We start from the raw sequence: 21,058 nt of genomic DNA, 5'->3' as shown, positions 1-21,058 counted from the left end.
AAAAGGATAGAAGCCCCCAAGTCTCTATCCTTTTTATATTTTAAAACAAGCTCTATTTTATTCGAAGCTTTGCATGTCTACTAGTTTTTTATAAATACCTTTTTTGTTTATAAGGTCGTCATGTTTACCTTGCTCTACAATCTCTCCTTTGTTTAAAACCACAATGTTATCTGCGTTTTGTATGGTAGAAAGCCTGTGAGCAATTACAATTGATGTTCTGTTTTTCATCATGTTCTCTAGCGCAACTTGCACAATACGTTCGCTTTCGGTATCGAGGGCTGAGGTAGCCTCATCTAAAATCATAATTGGAGGACTTTTTAAAACTGCTCTAGCAATACTTAATCGTTGTTTTTGTCCACCTGATAGTTTACCTCCAGAATCGCCAATATTTGTATGTATGCCTTCCGGTAAATCTTTAACAAATTCCCAAGCATTTGCAATTTTTAAGGCTTCAATAACCTCTTCTTCTGTTGCATCTTGTTTTCCTAGTTTTAGATTGCTAATAATAGAATCGTTAAATAAAATAGCGTCTTGGGTTACAATACCTAATTGTTGCCTAAGTGAGCTAGTGGTTAAATTATTAATGTTTATACCATCAATTAAAATATCACCTTCGTTAACATGATAAAAACGTGTTATAAGATTGGCAATGGTAGATTTACCGCTTCCTGATTGACCAACTAAAGCCACAGTCTGTCCCTTAGGAATTGTTAATGAGAAGTTTTTTAGAACATACTCGTCTTCATATTTAAACGAAATGTTTTTGAATTCAATTTGATTTTCAAACCCTTTTAAACTAGTAGCGTCTGGTATATCTTTAATAAGGTTTGGCGAATCTATAATTTCCTGAATACGCTCTGCTGCCGCATCACCTTGTTTTATATTGTAAAGCCCTCTAGAAATCGCTTTTGCAGGTACTAGAATGTTATAAGCAAGCCCCATATATGCAATAAAAGAACTGCCGTCTAGGGTTTTATCGACTAAAACTAATTGACCACCGTACCAAAGTAAAATAGAAATCACCAATATGCCCAAAAATTCACTTGCAGGTGAAGCTAAATTTTGACGGTTTAGTAATTTGTTGGAAAAGTGATAGAATTTGTTCGTAGAATCTGAGAATTTTTCATAAAACGTACCTTCAGCATTAAAACCTTTAATAATACGTAATCCGGTTAATGTTTCTTCTAAAGTTGAAAGAGTTATTCCTTGTTCTTTTTGAACACGGTCCGATTTTCGTTTTAAACTTTTACCAATTCTTGAAATAACTAAGCCTGAAAGTGGAATAAAAATAAAGACGAAAATCGTTAGTTTTACACTTATTAAAAGCATCATTATTATGGTGAAAATAATAGTAAGTGGTTCACGAACAATAAGTTCTAGCGCTGGAAGCATAGAGTATTGTAAGGTGGAAACATCGGCGGTAACCCGTGTCATGATATCGCCTTTTTTCTGTTCAGAGAAATACGAAAGCGGTAATTCAACTGTTTTTTTATACACCGTATTTCTAATGTCTCTAACTACGCCGTTGCGTAAAAACACCATAAAATAATTGGCTAAATAACCAAAAATGTTTTTTAAGAGAAACAAAACAATAATTAAGCTTACCACCATAAGAAGCGCTTTTTGCGGATCGTTATCTGTGTATAAGCTGACTTGATATGCTAAATAATCTTTATAGTAATCTTTTAAGTTAGAAAGGCCTTCGTAAACTGGTTCTACTAATGGTGTTATTTTGTCCTTTTTTTCAAACAAAATATCAAGCATTGGTATTAATGCTATAAAAGATAGTGCCCCAAATAACGCATAAAACACATTAGAAATAATGTGTCCTATTGCGAAATTTTTATATGGTTTTGCATACCGAAGTATGTTGTAAAAATGATTCATCTAAATGATGCTAATTATTTGTTTCATGAACCTTATATAAGGTTCATGCTTTTTAAAATATCTTCGGCTTTAGTATCAAGAGCAGCTTCGGTTGATTTGAATTTTTCAATTGCTGCTAATTTTGTGTTTACACTAACGTAGAATTTTATTTTTGGTTCTGTTCCACTTGGGCGTAATGCTACTTGGCTACCATCTTCAGTATAATAAATTAATACGTTAGATTTTGGTACATCAATCGTTATTTCTTCACCTGAAATCATGTTTTTTGAGATTGATAAATCGTAATCTTCAAATTTAACAACTTTAGAACCGTTAATAACTTTAAGTGTATTGTTACGCGCATCGGTCATCATTTGTTTGATTTCTTCGGCACCTTCAATACCTTTTTTAGTTAATGAAACTAATTTTTCTTTGTAGAAACCGTGTTCTGTGTAAAGTTTTATTAATTCATTAAAGAAAGAGCTTCCGTTAGCTTTTGAAATTGCTGCAATCTCGCAAGCTAATAGGGTAGAGGTTACAGCATCTTTATCGCGAACAAAATCGCCAACCATATAGCCAAAGCTTTCCTCTCCACCACCAATAAAATCTAATTCTGGGAAATCTTTTATAAGTTTAGCTATCCATTTAAATCCGGTTAAAACAATTTTGCTTTCAACACCGTAAGATTCTGCTAATTTTGTAAGCATTGGTGTAGATACAATGGTTGATGCAATAAATTCCTTTCCTTTTATTTTGCCTTCGGCCTTCCATTGTTTTAATAAGAAATCTGTCATCATTAACATGGTTTGATTTCCGTTTAAAAGCTGTAGTTCGCCATCGTTATTTCTAACTGCTACCCCTAATCTATCACAATCTGGGTCTGTACCAATTACAATATCTGCGTTTACTTTATCGGCTAATTCTAAAGCCATTTTTAGAGCCGCTGGTTCTTCAGGATTAGGTGATTTAACTGTAGGGAAGCCACCATCTGGTTTTTCTTGTTCTGCAACAATGTGAACATTTTTATAGCCAGCACGTTTTAATGTTTCTGGAACCGCTGTTATAGAAGTACCATGAAGTGACGTAAATACAATTGTTAAATCGTCTTTGGCATTTTGTGTAGCACCTACAGATCCATTTTTAACAGAGGCATCAATAAATACATCATCAACATCTTTACCTATATATGTAATAAGATCGTTGTTGGCTTCAAATTTAATATTAGCGTAATCTAAATCGTTAATTAAACTAATTACAGCACCATCATGTGGCGGAACTAACTGACCACCATCTTGCCAATACACTTTGTAACCGTTATATTCTGGCGGGTTATGAGACGCTGTTAAAACAATACCACAATGGCAATTTAAATGCTTAACTGCAAAGGATAACTCTGGAGTAGCACGTAAATCTTCAAATAAAAATACCTCAATTCCGTTTGCCGAAAACACATCTGCAACCACCTTAGCAAGGGTTTTACTATTGTGTCTACAATCATAAGCAATAACAGCCTTTGGCGTTTCGTTTGGAAATTGTTTATGTAAATAATTACTTAAACCTTGAGTGCTTTTTCCTAGTGTATATTTGTTTATACGATTAGTGCCAACGCCCATAATACCGCGCATTCCACCGGTACCAAATTCTAAATCTTTATAAAAACTCTCTTGAATATCTTTAGGGTTGTTTGCTATGCTATCTTTTATAGTAGCTTGAGTGTCTTCATCGAAAGATGGTGTTAACCATGCGTTAATTCGGTCTAAAATTTTTGGGTCAATATGTATCATATAGTTAGTTTTATAAAACAAAAATAAGAAATTCATTACTTTATAATGAATCCATATAGCTTAATTTGTTTGGTGTTAATTATATATTTAATTGGTCTTTAATGGTGTATCTTTTTTTGTCTGTTCTATTTCTTAAAATAAGCTCGCCTAAAAAGCCTGCTACAAAAAATTGCGTTCCTATAATCATGGTAGAAAGTGCAATATAAAACTGTGGTCGTTGTGTTATAAGTCTGCCAGCTCTATTAATAAATAGTTTGTCTATGCCTAAGTATAGCGCAAAACCAAAACCTATAGCGAACATAATAAATCCTAGGGCGCCAAATAAATGCATGGGGCGTTTGCCAAAGCGGGATAAAAACCAAATGGTAATTAGGTCTAGAAAGCCGTGTACAAAACGATCCATACCAAATTTTGTAACACCATACTTTCTGGCTTGATGTTGTACTACCTTTTCTCCAATATTTGAAAAACCAGCATTTTTTGATAGTACTGGAATATAGCGATGCATTTCGCCATTAACATCTATGTTTTTCACCACATCTTTATGGTACGCCTTTAAGCCACAGTTAAAATCGTGAAGTTTTACCCCCGATGTTTTTCTAGCTGCCCAATTAAATAGTTTCGACGGCAGGTTTTTTGCAATAATAGAATCATAGCGTTTCTTTTTCCAACCAGAAACTAAATCGTACCCATCTTTAACAATCATATTGTAAAGCTCTGGGATTTCATCTGGACTATCTTGTAAATCGGCATCCATTGTGATAATCACATCGCCTTTGGCTTTGTTAAAACCAGCATGAAGTGCTTGAGATTTTCCAAAATTTTTTAAAAAACGAATACCTTTTACCAATGGGTTTTTAAGAGAAAGCTTAGTTATTAAATTCCAAGAATCATCTGTACTACCATCATCAATAAAAATAATTTCGTAGGTATACGCTTCAGATTGCATAACTTTTGCAATCCAGTCGTGTAATTCGGTTAAAGATTCTTCTTCGTTTAGTAGTGGTATAACTACAGATATATGCATCTAGAATAGTTTCAAAATAAGTTTCAAAATTAAGGAATTTAAACGTCGTCTGGGTTATTTTTTTTCATTGCCGCTGCAACAATAAGTCCCACAACGCAAAAACCAACTATTTGAAATATTAAAGATTGAAAAACATTACCAATAGAAAACATATTGCCTTGCTCTTCCATCTTTTTCATGGTTTCATCTATAACTTCCACAGGCACGTTATAAGCTTCTAATCGCTCTATTTGCGAAACCATTACTTTTTCTTGGATTACAGTAGCCGCTTCAGGGTCTATAATGTTGAATATAATAATACTTATTACAGTGCTTATTATTAGTCCGATTAAAATGGTTATAAAATAGGACACAAAAGAGTTTTTAAAACTTAAAAAACCACCATTTGCAATTTTAGTTTTGTATACCGAAATAATACCAAAAACTATTATAAGCGCTAAAATTGTTAAACCAAACCAAATTTTGGTGTACAAATCTAAGCTAATAGTATAAGCTGTAACTGTTAATATTGCTAATGCGATACCCAAATATAGACCGTGGTTTATAGCAATGGACTTTAAAAATTTTTCCATAATAGTTTTATTTACCTAAGTTATTTTCTAGTTGGTATTCAAATATAGTAAAACGTTACATTTTTAATGGAAAAGAATTATATTTTGAATGGTAATTTTAGCTTCTTTTTTTATTTGAAAGCCAAGGGATTAAAAATTGAAATAAAAAAGGGAAAAAGTATTGCGCATTTATAAAAAATACCTAAATTTGCATTTCCAAAATTGAAAGTAATAAATAAAGCATTTAGCGATGAGAAAAGGTATACATCCAGAAAATTATAGAATTGTAGCATTTAAAGATATGTCTAATGACGATGTGTTTTTAACAAAGTCTACAGCAAATACTAATGAAACTCTTGAGGTTGATGGTGTTGAATATCCATTAGTAAAAATGGAGATTTCTAGAACATCTCATCCATTTTACACAGGTAAATCTAAATTAGTAGATACAGCTGGTCGTATTGACAAGTTCAAAAACAAATATGCTAAATTTAAAAAATAAGTTTAGTCTAAAATATATTTTTAAAAAGCCTTTCTGTAATGAGAGGCTTTTTTATTTTTACAACTTTAATTTTGTTACCTAACATGGGTAAAAAAGTAACAATGAACGAATTTAATAAGTTGAAATTAAGTTTGTTTGGTATAAATTGTAAGTTTGAAGGTAAAGCTTCTAACTTTTAACTAAAACTTTAAATGAATTACATTCTATTTGATGGTCCTTCACGTAACAATTTGTTACCGTTTACATTTACAAGACCAGTGGCCGATATTCGTGTTGGAATTTTAACCATTAGAGAAAAGTGGCAAATGTATTTAGGCACTGCAACAACAACGGTAACCGAAGATTATTTGTCTGAAAAATATCCAATGGTAGAACTGGAAGAAAACATTATGATTAACGCATCATGTCTTCCCAACCAAGAGTTAGTTGAAGCTATTACTAGTTTAAAAGAAAATCAAGCCATTTTTCAAGATGAAGAATTAATAGCATTTTTTGCTACTGAAGAGCAAGATGATATTAATTTTGATGATTTTGATTGTATAGAATACCAGCAGGATATTTTAAAAATAGAACATACTTGGGATATTTTCTCTAAAAATGATGAAGCTATTAAACAAGACTTTAGTTTATTAACAAAGGACAGAACTTCACAGGCTATTCCTGCTAGTAATAACATTATAGCTCCAGAAAACATATTTATAGAAGAAGGTGCACAATTAGAATTTACAACACTTAACGCTAGTAAAGGTCCAATATATATAGGAAAGAATGCCGAAATAATGGAAGGTGCCATTGTTAGAGGTCCATTAGCGCTTTGCGAAAACGCTGTTATTAAATTAGGAGCAAAAATTTATGGGGCAACAACTGTTGGGCCTTACAGTAAAGTTGGTGGCGAAATTAGTAATTCGGTTATTTTTGGGTACTCTAGTAAAGGTCATGATGGTTTTTTAGGAGATTCGGTATTAGGCGAATGGTGTAATTTAGGTGCCGATACTAATAATTCGAATTTAAAAAATAATTATGCCGAAGTACGTTTATGGGATTATCAATCACAAGGTTTTGCTAAAACGGGCTTACAGTTTTGTGGACTTATAATGGGCGATCATAGTAAATGTGGCATCAATACCATGTTTAATACAGGGACAGTTGTGGGTGTAAGTGCTAACATTTTTGGTAGTGGTTTTCCTAGAAACTTTATACCTAGCTTTAGTTGGGGTGGTAACGGTGGTTTTTCAACCTATTTAACAAAAAAGGCGTTTGAGGTGGCACCTATTGTTATGAAACGACGTAATGTTGAATTTACCCAACAGGACAAAGCGATCTTAGAGCATGTTTTTGAAGAAACAAAGCGCTTTAGACGTTATTAATAAGAATTATAAAAAACTATCTTTTTGGTTTTAACAAAAAAAAACCTACATTGCAGTAGTATATTTTTTTGAATGTTAAAGTTTAGTAAGGAAACAGTTGTTTTTTCTTTGTTGTTTATAATAGCCCTGATAATTGATATAATTATCAAAATTAATTGGGATGCTTCTGTGTTTCGTTATATTTCCAAAAGTTCGCTATCCATATTATTAATAGGCTATTATAGCTTCTTCCACAAAGAGACTTCAAGAGTAAAACAGTTTTTTATGACTGTAGCTTTATTATTTTTCTTTATAGGCGACATCTTTTTTATTTTATATCAAATAGAATTATATTACATTTTCGCTATTTTTTCTTTTGGCTTAGCTAAATTATTTTATGTATTTAGGTTTTCTAATCAAGGCGACTTTAGGGTAAAACAAATTACACCAGCACTTGTTTTTTGTTTCTTACTAATGATGCTGGTTATGTATTTAATTAATGATAATCTAGATAATTTTTTCTTTCCAACATTATTTTACTTTTTTATCTCTACGCTGTTTGTAGTATTCGCGTTTTTACGTCGAGATTATGTGGACACTCATAGTTACGCCCTAGTTATTGTTGGCGTATTTTTGGGTTTAGCGTCCGATACTTTAGCAGCGTTGGTTTCCTTTTATGATAGCGATATACCTTTTCAAAACATTGCGGTTATGCTTTTTTATGGTTTATCACAGCTTTTTATAGTGTTAGGTATAGTTAAAGAGACTAATTTTGAGCCTACTGCAGAGGATGTAATTAATGACAAGTCATAATAAAATTTGAAATACTTCCCAATCCTATATGTAGGACACTTTATTTGTAGTTTTTTCTTTAAAAAAAATAAATTTCTCTCTGCTTTTTACAATCCATAAGTTTAATGAAACTTTAACAGGATATACACTTGGCGTAAGAAGCTTTATTTTGTATATTGAGTACTTGTAGAATAATCAAAAAATAAATAAAATTTATGGCATTTGACATTGATATGATTAAAGGGGTTTACGCTAAAATGACAGAACGAGTTGATACAGCTCGTAATATTGTTGGGAAACCACTAACATTATCAGAAAAGATATTATACACACACCTATGGGATGGTTCACCTACCGAAGCATTTACCCGAGGTAAGGATTACGTAGATTTTTCACCCGATCGCATTGCATGTCAAGATGCAACAGCTCAAATGGCATTATTGCAGTTTATGCAAGCAGGAAAACCTAAAGTCGCTGTACCAACAACGGTACATTGCGATCATTTAATTCAAGCAAAAGAAGGTGCGGCAAAAGATTTAAAACATGCTAATAGCGTAAGTAGTGAAGTGTTTAACTTTTTAGAGTCGGTCTCTAATAAATACGGTATTGGTTTCTGGAGACCAGGAGCAGGTATTATTCATCAAGTCGTTTTAGAAAATTACGCATTTCCAGGAGGAATGATGATTGGTACAGATTCGCACACCGTAAATGCCGGTGGACTAGGAATGGTGGCCATTGGAGTAGGAGGCGCAGATGCCGTAGATGTTATGGCAGGTATGGCTTGGGAACTTAAATTTCCAAAATTAATTGGTGTTAGGTTAACAGGAAAACTTTCCGGTTGGACGGCGCCAAAAGATGTAATATTAAAAGTAGCCGAAATTCTTACCGTAAAAGGAGGTACAGGCGCTATTGTTGAATATTTTGGACCAGGAGCAACAGCTATGTCATGTACAGGAAAAGGAACTATTTGTAATATGGGAGCAGAAATTGGAGCTACCACATCTACATTTGGTTACGATGAGTCGATGGAACGCTATTTACGTGCTACAGATAGAGCAGATGTTGCCGATGCTGCAAATGAGGTTAAAGCACATTTAACTGCAGATCCTGAAGTGTATGCAAACCCACAGCAATATTTCGATCAAGTTATAGAAATCAATTTATCAGAGTTAGGGCCATTATTAAACGGACCATTCACTCCAGATTTATCTACAGAAGTAGGTACATCAATGACTGAAAAAGCAAAAGCTAACGATTGGCCAATAAAAGTAGAGTGGGGATTAATAGGGTCTTGTACAAATTCATCTTACGAAGATTTATCAAGAGCTTCATCAATCGCACAACAGGCCTTAGATAAAGGTTTAAAAATAAAAGCAGAATTAGGTATTAATCCAGGATCAGAGCAAGTACGCTACACCGCAGAACGCGATGGTATTCTTGGAATTTTCGAAAAGTTAGACGCCAAAATTTTCACCAATGCTTGTGGGCCATGTATTGGGCAATGGGCTAGATATAGCGACCCTAAAAACGCACCAAAAAATAGTATTGTACACTCTTTTAATAGAAACTTTGCTAAACGTGCCGACGGAAACCCTAACACCCATGCCTTTGTTGCATCCCCCGAAATAACAGCAGCTATTGCCGTAGCGGGACGCTTAGATTTTAATCCTTTAACCGATAAGTTAATTAACGAAAACGGCGAAGAGGTGATGTTCGATGAGCCAACGGGATGGGAGTTACCACCAAAAGGTTTCGAAGTTAAGGATAATGGGTATTTAGCGCCAGAAGCCGATGGTAGTCATGTTCAAATTTCTGTAAAAGAGGATTCAGAGCGTTTACAATTATTAACACCTTTTACACCACTAGGAAGCTCCATTACGGGTGCTAAACTTTTAATTAAAGCCTTTGGTAAATGTACTACCGATCATATTTCTATGGCAGGACCTTGGTTACGTTTCCGTGGGCATCTAGATAACATTGCAAACAATACTTTAATTGGAGCAGTAAATGCCTTTAACCAAAAAACAAACTTTGTTAAAAACCAATTAACTGGCGATTATGGCGGAGTACCAGATGTACAGCGCGAATATAAAAAAGCAGGTATAAAAACAGTAGTAGTTGGCGATCATAATTATGGCGAAGGGTCTTCTAGAGAGCATGCCGCAATGCAACCAAGACATTTAGGTGTCGCTGCAGTAATTGTAAAATCGTTTGCACGTATTCATGAAACAAACCTTAAAAAACAAGGTATGTTGGGCTTAACTTTTAATAATGAAGCCGATTACGATTTAATTCAGGAAAACGATACCTTTAATTTTATCGATTTAAATGAGTTTGCACCTAATAAACAATTAACCTTAGAGGCGGTTCATGAGGATGGATCTAAAGATCTTATTAAATTAAACCATACCTATAACGAAGCTCAAATTGCTTGGTATAACGAAGGTTCTGCACTTAATTTAATTAAAAAAGAAAATAATGCTTAATTAAGCAATAACAAATTATAATATTAATGCAAAAAGCCATTTCATTTAAGTAATGAAATGGCTTTTTTATTTCAGTCATGCTGTTATCTTAATTGGTAAATCGAGCAATAGCTTTCCGTATCACTACCAAGTATATCCACGTTAGGTAACGTAGATGTTATTCTAAATTCTATAGTATCAGTAGCAACTAAATCCACTGTCGTGCTAACATATCGTATAGGCGAAGATACCTGAACGCCCAAAACCACGATACTCGTAAAACGATGTTCAGCAATTAAAACATTGTTTTTATAAATACCTAAACCAAAGTCTGTACTTACGCCAATAACGGCATTTAGTTTTATTTGAGCGTTTATGGCGTATATGCCGTCTTGTTTAGCTGTAAAAGTATTGGTCGCGGGGTCAAACTCATTATTATTATCAACCTCTACATCATCAAACATTATTTTAGAGCTACCAATACTTAATAAGTGATTAATATTTCCTGTGCCTGTAAAAGAAGCCTTTACTACAGTAGGAAGGGCAACATTAATGATATCTGGAGCAGGAACGGTATTAACAGTACCTGTTTTAGATATTACTAAAATAGAGTCGTGTATAACACCTATATCAACCTCTTTAATAGTCGATCTAATTTTAAAGGTTCCATTAACATCTAAGGTTGCGGTTGGTGAAGTTGTGTTTATACCAATTTGCGCAAATATTCCATTTGTAATACAAAATAGAGGGATAAAAAGTAATACGTTCTTCATCATAATTAATTAAAAGTTTTTAAACTAAAACTATATATATGAGAGAATTATATTAGCAGTGCAAAATTACTATATCAGAATTAATATACAAAAAAATAATATAGAAACAAAAAGTTTTGTAGGTATATTCTAATTGTAGAGTGATATATTAAGGAGGTTTTATAACAAATTAGAACTTGAGTAGCAAACAGCCAGCAAATAAATCGTTTATAAAAAGTTTTTTCGAGGATCTAGCAATGTGGTTATCAATAATTATTTACTTTAAAGTTAAAATATAACCTACCATTTTTTTATGGGATGGCATTTAAATCCCTGAAGCAGGTATTATCTAGCTTTGATTTTGCAATATGAGTTGGATTTTCGTTGGAGTGGTTCGTTTATATTAAGTAGATATCAAAATCGTTTTAAAATTTTATATCCCACGTTAAACCAAGTTAATTGATTTTTCTAACGGAGTCAAGTATAAGTAAAATCACTAAAACTAATATAGAGCACATTATTTCTAATTTAAAAACATCAAAATTGTATTTTTGAAAAAACATCAAAAATGAATTCTAGAGCAAATCAATTAAAAGCATTCGATAGGTTATTAACCATAATGGACGAGTTACGAGCACAATGCCCGTGGGATAAAAAACAAACCATGGAAACCTTACGCCATCTTACCATTGAGGAAACTTACGAGCTTGGAGATGCCATTCTAGATAAAGACTTAGACGAAGTTAAAAAAGAGCTTGGAGATGTGTTATTACACATTGTATTTTATGCTAAAATAGGAAGCGAAACCAAAGATTTTGATATTGCCGATGTGTGTAATACCATTTGCGATAAACTAATACATAGACACCCACACATTTATAGCGATGTAAAAGTTGAAAATGAAGAAGATGTAAAACGCAACTGGGAAAACTTAAAACTTAAAGAAGGGAAATCTAGTGTTTTAGAAGGCGTTCCAAAAAGTTTACCAGCATTAGTAAAAGCCAACAGAATTCAAGAAAAAGTAGCAGGTGTTGGTTTCGATTGGGAAAAACCTGAGCAAGTCTGGGAAAAAGTAGAGGAGGAGTTAAACGAGTTTCAGGTAGAAGTAAAAGCTAAAGACGCCGATAAAATGGAAAGCGAGTTTGGCGATGTCATGTTTTCCTTAGTAAACTATGCGCGTTTTTTAAATATTAATCCAGAAAATGCTTTAGAGCGTACTAATAAAAAATTCTCTAAACGTTTTCAATATTTAGAGGAAAAAGCCAAAAATTTAAATAAACCCCTAAAAGACATGACACTTGCCGAAATGGATATTTTTTGGGAAGAAGCCAAAACAATGCAGTAACTATAACGTTTTAGTGTGTTTTGTTGGTATTATCTTAACACTATACATTTGATGGTTAGAGGCTATTTGTGTATTTTTGCACCATGGGAAAAGGAATACATGAAAAGCGAAATACACGAATCTTCAACTTTAATTTTCTGGTTTTTAGAAATCAGTCCGATAAATTCATTCCTCCTACTACGTAAGTAATCCTTAAACAGGAGTTTTACTAATTTCTTTAATATAACAAATTGCTAGAGCTGTTTTTACCTTAAAACTAGCCCTACGTCCTGTTATACTTTTTTACTGTAACATCTTTTTTTTTTAGATGTTAAAATACGGATTAAATGACTATTAAAACCTACGATGCCTTTACAAGGCTATCCTTTATGGATATTAATCGTATAACAAACTTTATACACGAAAATGCTGGTGAGTTTAAAGACTCTAAAAGTGCTATTACAAAGGCAATTAAGTACGCTGCCAAAGAAATACCTGGACTTGGTGGATATGTTTTTATTATGCAAGAAAACGATGATATACTTGGTGTTGTGGTAGTAAATAGAACCGGCATGAATGAGTATTTATCCGAAAATATTCTTGTGTATCTTGCTGTAAAACAAGGTTTCAGACAAAGCGGTATTGCTAAAGCATTAATTAAGCACACTATTGATTATTGTAGCGGAGAAATTTCAATACATATAAATATTAACGATCCTGTTATAAAATTATTCCAAAAACAAGGGTTCAAAGCCCGTAATATAGAATTACGATTGGATAGATTATCCTTTCTAAACAAATAAATCATTAAAAGTTAAACATGAAATTAATTCAAGTTAAGAGAGAAACAAAAGTAGAAAAAAGACACAGTATTAAAATGGGAGAACTCACCACTAAAGTAACATACGTTAAAAAATATTTGTTAGGCTTACCTATTAAAACCTTACATAAATACAGAGAAACTTACTACGGTGAAGTTAAAGACTGTAAGGACTGTTTCTTGTTTGTTTAATTTTTTTATCAACTAAATATATAAATAATGAAAGTACTAGTAATTGGAGCGGGTAACATGGGGCTTACTTATGCAGAAGGCATGTCGAAATCTAAACTCTTAAAAAAGAGAAACATTATGGTTTTAGATAAGTCTGAAGAGAAAATGGAAGCCTTAAACCAGATATCACACTTTGATGCCTTTAGCGAATTGGGTGATTGTGTTCCAAAGGCCGATATCATTTTTATAGCTGTAAAACCTTATCATGCCGAAACTGTTTTTAAAGCTATTAAGGGGTTTGTTAAGCCCGAGCAAATTATCATTTCTATAATGGCAGGTGTAACCATATCGACTATAAAAGATATAACGGGGTTAAATAAAGTTATTAGAGCTATGCCTAATTTACCAGCGCAAATTGGTAAGGGTTTAACCTCCTATGTAACATCGCCAGAGGTGTCTCGAATTGAAATGCTTACCGTTGAGAGTTTATTGGATACCACAGGAAAATCTGTTCGTGTATCTAATGAAAACTTGATTGATGCTTCTACAGGAATTTCAGGAAGTGGTCCAGCATATGTGTTTTACTTTATGCAAAGTATGATGGAAGCAGCAATGCAAATGGGATTTTCCAAAACCGATTCAACGGTGTTGGTAAGCCAAACGTTTACAGGTGCCGTAGAGCTGTTTAATCAATCTAATTTATCGCCAAACTCTTGGATGGAAAAAGTAGCGTCAAAAGGTGGAACAACACGAGCTGCATTAGATTCTATGGAAGATAATAATGTAAACGAATTAATTAAAGAAGCTGCTTTTGCGGCATTTAGTCGGGCAGTAGAATTAGGAAAAGAATACTAAAATGTATAAAGAAAAAATAGTTATAAAAGTTGGTACTAATGTAATGACCAACAGAGATAATAGAATAGTAAGACCTGTTTTAAGGCGTTTAGTAAAGCAAATAGCCGAATTACACGAAAGAGGTATTATGACTATTTTAGTGTCTTCGGGTTCTGTAATTGCAGGAAAGGAGGTTCTAGGTACATCAAACATAAAAGACAAAACACAACGTAGACAGGTGTATTCTGCTATCGGACAACCAAGAATGATGCGTTTGTATTATAATATTTTTCATGATTATGGTTTAAAGTGTGCCCAAGTGCTGCCTACAAAACGCGATTTTAGCCCTGGAGTACATCGACAAAATATGATTAATTGTTGTGAAGGCTTACTTGCAGAAGGTGTTATTCCTGTCGCTAATGAAGATGATGCGGTGTCTGTAACCATGTCTATGTTTTCTGATAATGATGAGCTAGCGAGTTTAATAGCGCAATTATTAAATGCCGATAAACTTATTATTTTAACCGATATAGATGGCCTTTACGATGGGCACCCAGAAGAAGATAACAGCGATTTAATTAAAAATGTAGATCCTACCGAAGATTTGGATAAGTATATAAAAGACTCCAATAAAAAAGATGGCGAAGGTAGAGGCGGCATGGGATCGAAACTCGATTATGCCCAACAAGCGGCGGCAAATAATATTCCAACCTTTATTGCCAACGGAAAAAAAGATAATGTTATAATTGATATTATGGACGGAAAAATGGTTGGTACCAAAGTATCATTGTAAAAAAAATATGAAAATGGAATTATTATCAGAAGATAAAAAAAATAAAGTTTTAACAAGTATGATTGCCCTTTTAGAGGAAAATCAAGATGCCTTATTAAAAGCGAATAAGAAAGATATTGAGGCTTTTAATAATGAGGATCAAGCCATGTACGATCGCCTTATTTTAAATAGTAAAAAGGTTGCAGGTATGATTACTGCAATTAAAGAGGTAAAAGCACAGGACGATCCTGTTAATAAAATTATAAGTAAAAATACCTTACAAAGTGGTTTGGAAGTAATTAATAAAACAGCACCTTTTGGTACTATTATGATTATTTATGAATCTCGACCAGATGTTACTGTTGAAGCTACAGTACTTGCTTTTAAAGCGAATAATAAAATTTTACTTAAAGGCGGAAAAGAGGCTGTACATAGTAATACAGCTATTGTAAAATTATGGCATAAAGCACTTGAAGATAATGGTTTAACTACAGATTATATTCAAATGTTAACCATGAATAGGCAAGAAACACAAGCCTTTTTAAAAGAGCCTACCCAACCTTTAGATTTAATTGTACCAAGAGGCGGTGAGCAGTTAATAAAATTTGTAAAGGAACATGCCAAATGTGCAGTTTTGGTTAGCGGACGCGGAAATAACTTTTTGTATGTGGATGAGCATGCCAATTGGAAACAGACCATAGCGGTTATTTTAAATGCTAAGACCGATAAAATTTCGGCTTGTAATGCTCTTGATAAGATATTAGTAAGTAGTAAGCTTCCGGATTATAGCAACAAAATAAAGGAACTAAACACCATCTTAAAGGCAAAACAAGTTCAGGTTTTAGTAGATGAGGTTACCAAAACGGTGTTACCTGAAGAACAAAGTATTGACAATACTCAAATTTGGTATCAGGAGTTTTTAGAAATGAAATGCTGTATTGGTACTGTAGATTCTATTACTGAAGTTATAGAGAAAATTAATGCCTTTTCTGGAAGGCATTCGGCTACTATAATGACCACAGAAAAAGCTCAAGCTAAAACCTTTATGGAACAGGTTGATTGTGCCGTTGTATATCAAAACGCATCGACCCGATTTACCGATGGCGGACAAATTGGTGTTGGAGCAGAATTGGCTATTAGTACAGATAAATTACACCATAGAGGGCCTTTAGGGCTTAAAGAATTGGTAACAAATAAGTATTATGTGTTTGGCGATGGCCACGTTCGTGTATAATAAAACAGTAAGAAGTAAAAAGCCTCATAATAATGATATTATGAGGCTTTTTTTGAATTTAAAAACGAATTTTAATACAATTCTTTTATTTTTCTAAGCTTCGATGTCCAAACTTTTAATTCTTCTTTATGCTTTTTTATATTGGTATGTACTTCTTTTACTAACGGGTTGTCGTCATCGACATTAGTAAAAAACTGCAAGTTGTTTTCCAATTGATTAATTTGCCCTTTTACTTCGTCTATTCTTTTTCTAATAAAATTACGTTCGTTATCTAAATTTCTGGTATCGTTCGGGTCAACTAAACTATCTAGTTTGTTTTCATATTTAATCATTTCGGCTTCAGTTTTGTCAACTTTTAATTTAGTTAACAAGCCATCAATAGATTTTTGAAATTTACCATCAATATAACGTTTATCGTTTGGTACGCGACCAATAGTTTGCCACTCTTTAATTTTCTCTTTAATAAGTTCGATGCCTTTTTCTTTATCTTCAGGTAATTCTAAGTCGTTTAAACTACTTATAAATTCGGTCTTTTTATTGTAGGCATCAACTTGTTCTTGGCTAGCGGCATTTCTGCTGGCATGAATTCTATCGAAATAATGATTACAAGCTGCTTTAAATTGTTTCCAGATTTTATCGCTGTTTTTTCTTGGTACATGACCAATTTTTTTCCAATCGCTTTGAATCTTTTTCATTAAAGGCGTAGTAGCTTCAAAATCTTCACTATCCTTATTATCCTCAGCAATTTTAATTAAATCTAGTTTTAACTGTAAGTTTTTATATTGATCTTTTTTAAGATTTTTATAAAATGCGTTTTTTTGTCGGTTAAACCTGCGAACAGCGTCTTTAAATTTTGCCCAGGTAGCCTCATTTACTTTTATTGGCACTTTCCCTGCATTAAAAAAGGCTTCTCTTAGCGCTTCGATGGCTTTAATTCTTTTTTGTAATGCATTATGAGAGTTATTTTCCTCTTTGGCAATCTCTTCTATTTTTGCAATAATCTCTAGTTTGTGTTCTAGATTTTTCTCGTAAATCTTATCTATTTCCTTATAATAAACCTGACGCTTATCGTTAATTGTTTTTGTTGCCGCTTTAAAACGCTCCCAAATACTTTCGCGATGTTCTCTAGATACTGGTCCAAGCTCTTCTTTCCACATTTTATGAAGTTCTTGTAACTCTCTAAAGGCACGCATAGCATCATCACTTTTGGCTAATTCTTCGGCACGCTCGATAATTAATAATTTCTTTTCTAGATTGTGTTTAAAATCTAAATCGCGTAAATCTCTATTAATATTTAAAAAATCGTAGAATATCTCGACATGGTGGTGGTAACTATTCCATGCATTATTGTATTTGTCTCTAGGAATAGGACCTGTATTTCTCCAGCGTTCTTGTAATTCTTTAAAGTGTTTGTAGGTGGTATTTATATTTTCTTCAACATTAATAAGCCCCTTTAATTCTTCAATAATTTCAAGTTTATCTGCTAGATTTTGCTTTAAGTTTTTTTCTAAACTTTTATAGTGGTCATTTACTTTTTTGCGGTATTGTCTGTATGCTTCCTTGAACCTTTTTTGAACAGGCGAGGAGTAGTAAAAATCTATCTCGTTTCCACCATCATTTATAAAGTCTTCTTTTTTCTCTTCAACTAAAGCCTCAAATTTTGTTTTAAATTCCGCATTAATACTATCAACATGTGTTTTAATAGCCTGAACCTTTTCATTTTTAATGAGTTTTTCTAATTCAATAGCTAAAGCTTCTAACGACATGGTATCGTATGCTTTTACCTCAATAGTATGGCGGTCTTTATTACCCTCGTCTTCGGCATCTTCAGCATTGGAGTCTTCAATTTCATTTAAGACCTCGTCATGATTTTCTCCATCATTTCGATCCGGGCCGGAAGTTTGAGCTTCAACTTCGGGTGTGTCAGAGGTTACTTCCTCGTTGGTATTATCGGTTATTGGAGTAGAATCGTCATTAGGTTTTAAAGCTTCGTTTCCGTCTACTTGTTCAGGTTTATTAATATCAGACATTATAAAAAATGTTAAGGTTCGTCAAAATTACTTTCGTCATTAAAGATACTAACAAGTATAGTATTTACAAAGCAGTATTAACTCTTTATTTAAGCCCCCAAATAGACCAAGATTTTTCGGCTTGTAGCCTAAGCATATTTAAACCATTAATTATGGTGGCCTTATTTTGTTTACCAAGGTTTAAGAACTTGGTTTCCTCTGGGTTATATATTAAATCGAAAAGAATGTGGTTTTTTGTAATGGCGTTATAAGGAATATTTGGGCACTCTTGAATGTTGGGAAAAGTGCCTAATGGTGTGCAATTTACTATAATTTGATGCTCTTCTATGTCTTGTTCTGTTAAGGTATCATAGGTAAACGTTACACCGTTTTTTAAACTTCTAGATACGTAATAATAAGAAATACCCATTTCATTTAACGAAAAAGCAACAGCTTTACTAGCACCTCCTGTACCTAAAATTAAAGCTTTTTTATGATGCGGTTTTATAAAAGGTTTAATGCTGTTTTTAAAACCAAAGCAATCTGTATTGTAACCAACTAACTTGCCTTTTTTTGTGATTTTTATGGTGTTTACGGCGCCAATAGTTTTTGCTTTTTTATTTATTTTATCTAGAAAAGGCATTACCTGTTCTTTGTAAGGAATGGTAACGTTCATGCCTTTTAGGCCTTCGGTTTCTTTAATTATCGAAGGAAATAAATCAATGTTTTTAATATCGAAATTTTCATATGAAGTATCCTTGATATTTTCATTTTCAAATTTCTTTTTAAAATATGTTCTCGAGAAGGAGTAAGATATGTTTTTACCTAATAAACCTAATTTATTCATGTTGCTTTTCTTGTTTTTTGTCCGTACCATTCCAATGCCAAAACTATTACTATTCCAAGGAAAATAAAACCAATAGCATAATAAGTTTCTGTTTTTAAACCAGGAATGAAACGTTGGTAATTTTCAATAACCTTTTCTTTTGCCGAATCTAATAAAAAATGTCCTGATTCGTCTAGTTTATAAATTGTTTTTTTCCAGGGCCATACTACACCTAAAGAGCCTATAATAAATCCTATTATGGCAGAAAGAGTAATGCTTTTGTAGTGTTTTAGGATATAACTTAGTATATGAGAAAAGGTTACTAAACCGGTTACCGAGCCTAAGGTAAAAACCACCAGCACTTTTAACATTCTAATGCGTTCTGTATTGTCAAGAAAGCTAAAGTCGCCGCTTATTATTTCTGTAAATGTATCGGATAATGCATTTACAGAATCTACTAAAAGCAATACATAATTTCCCAGAAGAATAAGAATGAAAGAGCCTGAGAATCCTGGTAAGGTCATTCCGGAAACGCTAATTATGCCGCAGAAAAAAACAAACCACAGGTTATCATTTTCTTTAGCTGGGTTTAAAAAGCTAATACCCACACCAAGCAATATGCCAATAGCTAAAGAGGTGTAAGTTTTAAAATTCCAATCTTTAAAATCTTTATTTATGTAATAAATGGAACCTATTATCATGCCAAAAAAGACACTCCAAATATAGAGTTCATAATGTTTTATTAGGTAGTCTAAAATTTTAGAGATACTAAAATAACTAACAACCATACCTAGAAAAAGCAGACTTAAAAAACGACCGTTAATATATTTATAAAAGCTTTTAAAACGTGCGTTAAATAATAACTTAAAGGCCGTTTTATTTACTTTTTTTAAGGAGTAGATAAACTCTTCGTAAAACCCAGCAACAAAAGCCACAACACCACCAGAAACTCCAGGAACTTTATTGGCAGCTCCCATACCTAACCCTTTTAAGATTAGAAAAATTTTATCTGTTAATGTTCTTGTACTTTGCATTATTTTTTAGAGCCCACGCGTTCAAGAATAAAAATAGTTAAAAAACCCAGAAGCATTAGTACTATGGCGTACATCATTTGATTTGGACCTTCAAAGGCTATTGGCGATACGCTTTCTTGTAACAAGGGCACTTCTATACCTTTAGAGTCTGTGTACCAGGATAATGTTTTTTTCCATGGCCAAACTTTATTTAGCGACCCGAAAATAAAGCCTGTTAATACCGCTAAAGTAATGTTATGATAATGTTTAAAGAGCCATTTTAAAACATGGCTAAAGCTTAATAAACCTATTACAGCTCCTGCAGCAAATATGACTATTTTTTTTAAATCTAGGTCGTGTATGGCATTACTAAGGGTTTTGTACGCACCAAGTATAATTAATATAAAAGAACCAGAAATACCTGGTAATATCATAGCACAAATAGCAATAGCTCCTGCTATAAATAAAAACCAAGGATTTTCGTTAGTGCCTAAAGACGGTAATTTACTTATATAAAAGGCTATGGCAGCACCAATAACTAGAGCGACTATAGTGCCTAAATTCCATTTTGTAATTTGTTTACCAACAAAATAAATACTGGCCACAATAAGTCCGAAAAAGAAGGACCATATTAAAACGGGATGGTACTCTAGTAAATATTTAGCCAGTTTCATAAAGGAAACAAAACTAATTATGATTCCTGTTAATAGTGCTAACAGAAAATTACCATTTGCCTGTTTCCAAAAGGCTTTTAAGCCATCTTTGAATAGGGTTTTAAAAAGTGCTGCGTTAACATTGCTGATGCTAGAAATGAGTTCTTCATAAATTCCAGAAATAAAAGCGATTGTGCCTCCTGAAACTCCAGGAACAGCATCTGCAGCGCCCATGGCTAATCCTTTAAAGGAGATAATAAGGTAATCTTTTAGGTTTCTTTGCATAATATTTTATAAGAAAACCAAAGGTATACAAT

19 protein-coding genes are annotated in these 21,058 nt (G+C 33.0%); 10 read left to right on the top strand and 9 right to left on the bottom strand.

The window, feature by feature from the left end; translation table 11 throughout:
• Nucleotides 1-57 precede the first annotated feature (57 nt).
• The 4 genes from BMY96_RS14485 to BMY96_RS14470 all read right to left on the bottom strand — a co-directional run bounded on the left by BMY96_RS14485 (nucleotide 58) and on the right by BMY96_RS14470 (nucleotide 5,249).
• Nucleotides 58-1,887, bottom strand: coding sequence for an ABC transporter ATP-binding protein (locus tag BMY96_RS14485; RefSeq protein ID WP_092853457.1), 1,830 nt, complete (start codon nucleotides 1,885-1,887; stop codon nucleotides 58-60).
• Between the two features lie 32 nt (nucleotides 1,888-1,919).
• Nucleotides 1,920-3,650 (bottom strand): phospho-sugar mutase, encoded by a 1,731-nt coding sequence (locus BMY96_RS14480; protein WP_092853455.1) that lies wholly within the window; start codon nucleotides 3,648-3,650, stop codon nucleotides 1,920-1,922.
• 79 nt (nucleotides 3,651-3,729) lie between these two features.
• A complete protein-coding gene (locus BMY96_RS14475) occupies nucleotides 3,730-4,677 on the bottom strand; it encodes a glycosyltransferase family 2 protein (RefSeq protein WP_092853453.1) in 948 nt (315 codons plus the stop codon).
• A gap of 38 nt (nucleotides 4,678-4,715) precedes the next feature.
• Nucleotides 4,716-5,249, bottom strand: a complete 534-nt coding sequence (locus BMY96_RS14470) for a DUF4199 domain-containing protein (RefSeq protein ID WP_092853451.1) — start codon at nucleotides 5,247-5,249, stop codon at nucleotides 4,716-4,718.
• A gap of 229 nt (nucleotides 5,250-5,478) precedes the next feature.
• Here BMY96_RS14470 and BMY96_RS14465 point away from each other — a divergent pair, with 229 nt between their 5' ends.
• From BMY96_RS14465 to BMY96_RS14450, 4 genes are all read left to right on the top strand, one after another.
• The gene (locus BMY96_RS14465) at nucleotides 5,479-5,730 is read left to right on the top strand and encodes a type B 50S ribosomal protein L31 (protein WP_092853449.1); all 252 of its coding nucleotides are present in this window, start codon (nucleotides 5,479-5,481) and stop codon (nucleotides 5,728-5,730) included.
• 191 nt (nucleotides 5,731-5,921) lie between these two features.
• The gene (locus BMY96_RS14460; RefSeq protein ID WP_092853447.1) at nucleotides 5,922-7,097 is read left to right on the top strand and encodes a GlmU family protein; all 1,176 of its coding nucleotides are present in this window, start codon (nucleotides 5,922-5,924) and stop codon (nucleotides 7,095-7,097) included.
• A gap of 72 nt (nucleotides 7,098-7,169) precedes the next feature.
• Nucleotides 7,170-7,889 (top strand): lysoplasmalogenase family protein, encoded by a 720-nt coding sequence (locus BMY96_RS14455; protein ID WP_092853445.1) that lies wholly within the window; start codon nucleotides 7,170-7,172, stop codon nucleotides 7,887-7,889.
• A gap of 194 nt (nucleotides 7,890-8,083) precedes the next feature.
• Nucleotides 8,084-10,354: an aconitate hydratase gene (locus BMY96_RS14450; protein WP_092853443.1), complete on the top strand. Its 2,271-nt coding sequence runs from the start codon at nucleotides 8,084-8,086 to the stop codon at nucleotides 10,352-10,354.
• Between the two features lie 83 nt (nucleotides 10,355-10,437).
• Here the strand turns inward: BMY96_RS14450 and BMY96_RS14445 are convergent, their stop codons facing one another.
• Nucleotides 10,438-11,109 (bottom strand): hypothetical protein, encoded by a 672-nt coding sequence (locus BMY96_RS14445; RefSeq protein ID WP_139205269.1) that lies wholly within the window; start codon nucleotides 11,107-11,109, stop codon nucleotides 10,438-10,440.
• A gap of 544 nt (nucleotides 11,110-11,653) precedes the next feature.
• Between BMY96_RS14445 and mazG the strand changes: the two genes are divergently transcribed.
• The 6 genes from mazG (at nucleotide 11,654) to BMY96_RS14415 (ending at nucleotide 16,240) form a co-directional block, all read left to right on the top strand.
• Entirely contained in the window at nucleotides 11,654-12,430 is a 777-nt protein-coding gene (gene mazG, locus BMY96_RS14440; protein WP_092853439.1) for a nucleoside triphosphate pyrophosphohydrolase, read from the top strand.
• Nucleotides 12,431-12,756: 326 nt separating this feature from the next.
• Nucleotides 12,757-13,212, top strand: coding sequence for a GNAT family N-acetyltransferase (locus BMY96_RS14435; RefSeq protein WP_092853437.1), 456 nt, complete (start codon nucleotides 12,757-12,759; stop codon nucleotides 13,210-13,212).
• A gap of 17 nt (nucleotides 13,213-13,229) precedes the next feature.
• Entirely contained in the window at nucleotides 13,230-13,421 is a 192-nt protein-coding gene (locus tag BMY96_RS14430) for a hypothetical protein (protein ID WP_092853435.1), read from the top strand.
• A 27-nt stretch (nucleotides 13,422-13,448) separates the two neighbouring features.
• A complete protein-coding gene (proC, locus tag BMY96_RS14425; RefSeq protein WP_092853433.1) occupies nucleotides 13,449-14,255 on the top strand; it encodes a pyrroline-5-carboxylate reductase in 807 nt (268 codons plus the stop codon).
• A gap of 1 nt (nucleotide 14,256) precedes the next feature.
• The gene (gene proB / locus BMY96_RS14420; protein WP_092853431.1) at nucleotides 14,257-15,027 is read left to right on the top strand and encodes a glutamate 5-kinase; all 771 of its coding nucleotides are present in this window, start codon (nucleotides 14,257-14,259) and stop codon (nucleotides 15,025-15,027) included.
• Between the two features lie 13 nt (nucleotides 15,028-15,040).
• Nucleotides 15,041-16,240 carry a glutamate-5-semialdehyde dehydrogenase gene (locus BMY96_RS14415; RefSeq protein ID WP_092853429.1) on the top strand — a complete coding sequence of 400 codons (1,200 nt, stop codon included), beginning with the start codon at nucleotides 15,041-15,043 and terminating at the stop codon, nucleotides 16,238-16,240.
• Nucleotides 16,241-16,311: 71 nt separating this feature from the next.
• On the opposite strand, the gene BMY96_RS14410 is transcribed toward BMY96_RS14415, so the two are convergent.
• From BMY96_RS14410 to BMY96_RS14395, 4 genes are all read right to left on the bottom strand, one after another.
• A complete protein-coding gene (locus BMY96_RS14410) occupies nucleotides 16,312-18,270 on the bottom strand; it encodes a DUF349 domain-containing protein (RefSeq protein ID WP_092853427.1) in 1,959 nt (652 codons plus the stop codon).
• An 85-nt stretch (nucleotides 18,271-18,355) separates the two neighbouring features.
• Complete coding sequence (locus tag BMY96_RS14405) at nucleotides 18,356-19,096, bottom strand: shikimate dehydrogenase family protein (protein WP_092853425.1); 741 nt, start codon at nucleotides 19,094-19,096, stop codon at nucleotides 18,356-18,358.
• On the bottom strand, nucleotides 19,093-20,109 hold the full coding sequence (locus BMY96_RS14400; RefSeq protein WP_092853423.1) for a DUF368 domain-containing protein: 1,017 nt from the start codon (nucleotides 20,107-20,109) through the stop codon (nucleotides 19,093-19,095). The genes BMY96_RS14405 and BMY96_RS14400 overlap by 4 nt, the downstream gene beginning before the upstream one ends.
• Entirely contained in the window at nucleotides 20,109-21,026 is a 918-nt protein-coding gene (locus BMY96_RS14395; protein WP_092853421.1) for a polyprenyl-phosphate transporter, read from the bottom strand. The genes BMY96_RS14400 and BMY96_RS14395 overlap by 1 nt, the downstream gene beginning before the upstream one ends.
• Between the last annotated feature and the right edge of the window lie 32 nt (nucleotides 21,027-21,058).

It is taken from the genome of Algibacter pectinivorans, assembly GCF_900112595.1.
Classification (GTDB): Bacteria; Bacteroidota; Bacteroidia; order Flavobacteriales; family Flavobacteriaceae; genus Algibacter_B; species Algibacter_B pectinivorans.
The sequence above is the reverse complement of the archived record's forward strand: the minus strand, read 5'-3'. Positions and strand labels throughout refer to the sequence as shown.

Coding starts and splice junctions, on each gene's coding strand:
- BMY96_RS14485 (WP_092853457.1), bottom strand. CDS start 1,887: ATGAATCATTTTTACAACATACTTCGGTATGCAAAACCATATAAAAAT.
- BMY96_RS14480 (WP_092853455.1), bottom strand. CDS start 3,650: ATGATACATATTGACCCAAAAATTTTAGACCGAATTAACGCATGGTTA.
- BMY96_RS14475 (WP_092853453.1), bottom strand. CDS start 4,677: ATGCATATATCTGTAGTTATACCACTACTAAACGAAGAAGAATCTTTA.
- BMY96_RS14470 (WP_092853451.1), bottom strand. CDS start 5,249: ATGGAAAAATTTTTAAAGTCCATTGCTATAAACCACGGTCTATATTTG.
- BMY96_RS14465 (WP_092853449.1), top strand. CDS start 5,479: ATGAGAAAAGGTATACATCCAGAAAATTATAGAATTGTAGCATTTAAA.
- BMY96_RS14460 (WP_092853447.1), top strand. CDS start 5,922: ATGAATTACATTCTATTTGATGGTCCTTCACGTAACAATTTGTTACCG.
- BMY96_RS14455 (WP_092853445.1), top strand. CDS start 7,170: ATGTTAAAGTTTAGTAAGGAAACAGTTGTTTTTTCTTTGTTGTTTATA.
- BMY96_RS14450 (WP_092853443.1), top strand. CDS start 8,084: ATGGCATTTGACATTGATATGATTAAAGGGGTTTACGCTAAAATGACA.
- BMY96_RS14445 (WP_139205269.1), bottom strand. CDS start 11,109: ATGATGAAGAACGTATTACTTTTTATCCCTCTATTTTGTATTACAAAT.
- mazG (WP_092853439.1), top strand. CDS start 11,654: ATGAATTCTAGAGCAAATCAATTAAAAGCATTCGATAGGTTATTAACC.
- BMY96_RS14435 (WP_092853437.1), top strand. CDS start 12,757: ATGACTATTAAAACCTACGATGCCTTTACAAGGCTATCCTTTATGGAT.
- BMY96_RS14430 (WP_092853435.1), top strand. CDS start 13,230: ATGAAATTAATTCAAGTTAAGAGAGAAACAAAAGTAGAAAAAAGACAC.
- proC (WP_092853433.1), top strand. CDS start 13,449: ATGAAAGTACTAGTAATTGGAGCGGGTAACATGGGGCTTACTTATGCA.
- proB (WP_092853431.1), top strand. CDS start 14,257: ATGTATAAAGAAAAAATAGTTATAAAAGTTGGTACTAATGTAATGACC.
- BMY96_RS14415 (WP_092853429.1), top strand. CDS start 15,041: ATGGAATTATTATCAGAAGATAAAAAAAATAAAGTTTTAACAAGTATG.
- BMY96_RS14410 (WP_092853427.1), bottom strand. CDS start 18,270: ATGTCTGATATTAATAAACCTGAACAAGTAGACGGAAACGAAGCTTTA.
- BMY96_RS14405 (WP_092853425.1), bottom strand. CDS start 19,096: ATGAATAAATTAGGTTTATTAGGTAAAAACATATCTTACTCCTTCTCG.
- BMY96_RS14400 (WP_092853423.1), bottom strand. CDS start 20,109: ATGCAAAGTACAAGAACATTAACAGATAAAATTTTTCTAATCTTAAAA.
- BMY96_RS14395 (WP_092853421.1), bottom strand. CDS start 21,026: ATGCAAAGAAACCTAAAAGATTACCTTATTATCTCCTTTAAAGGATTA.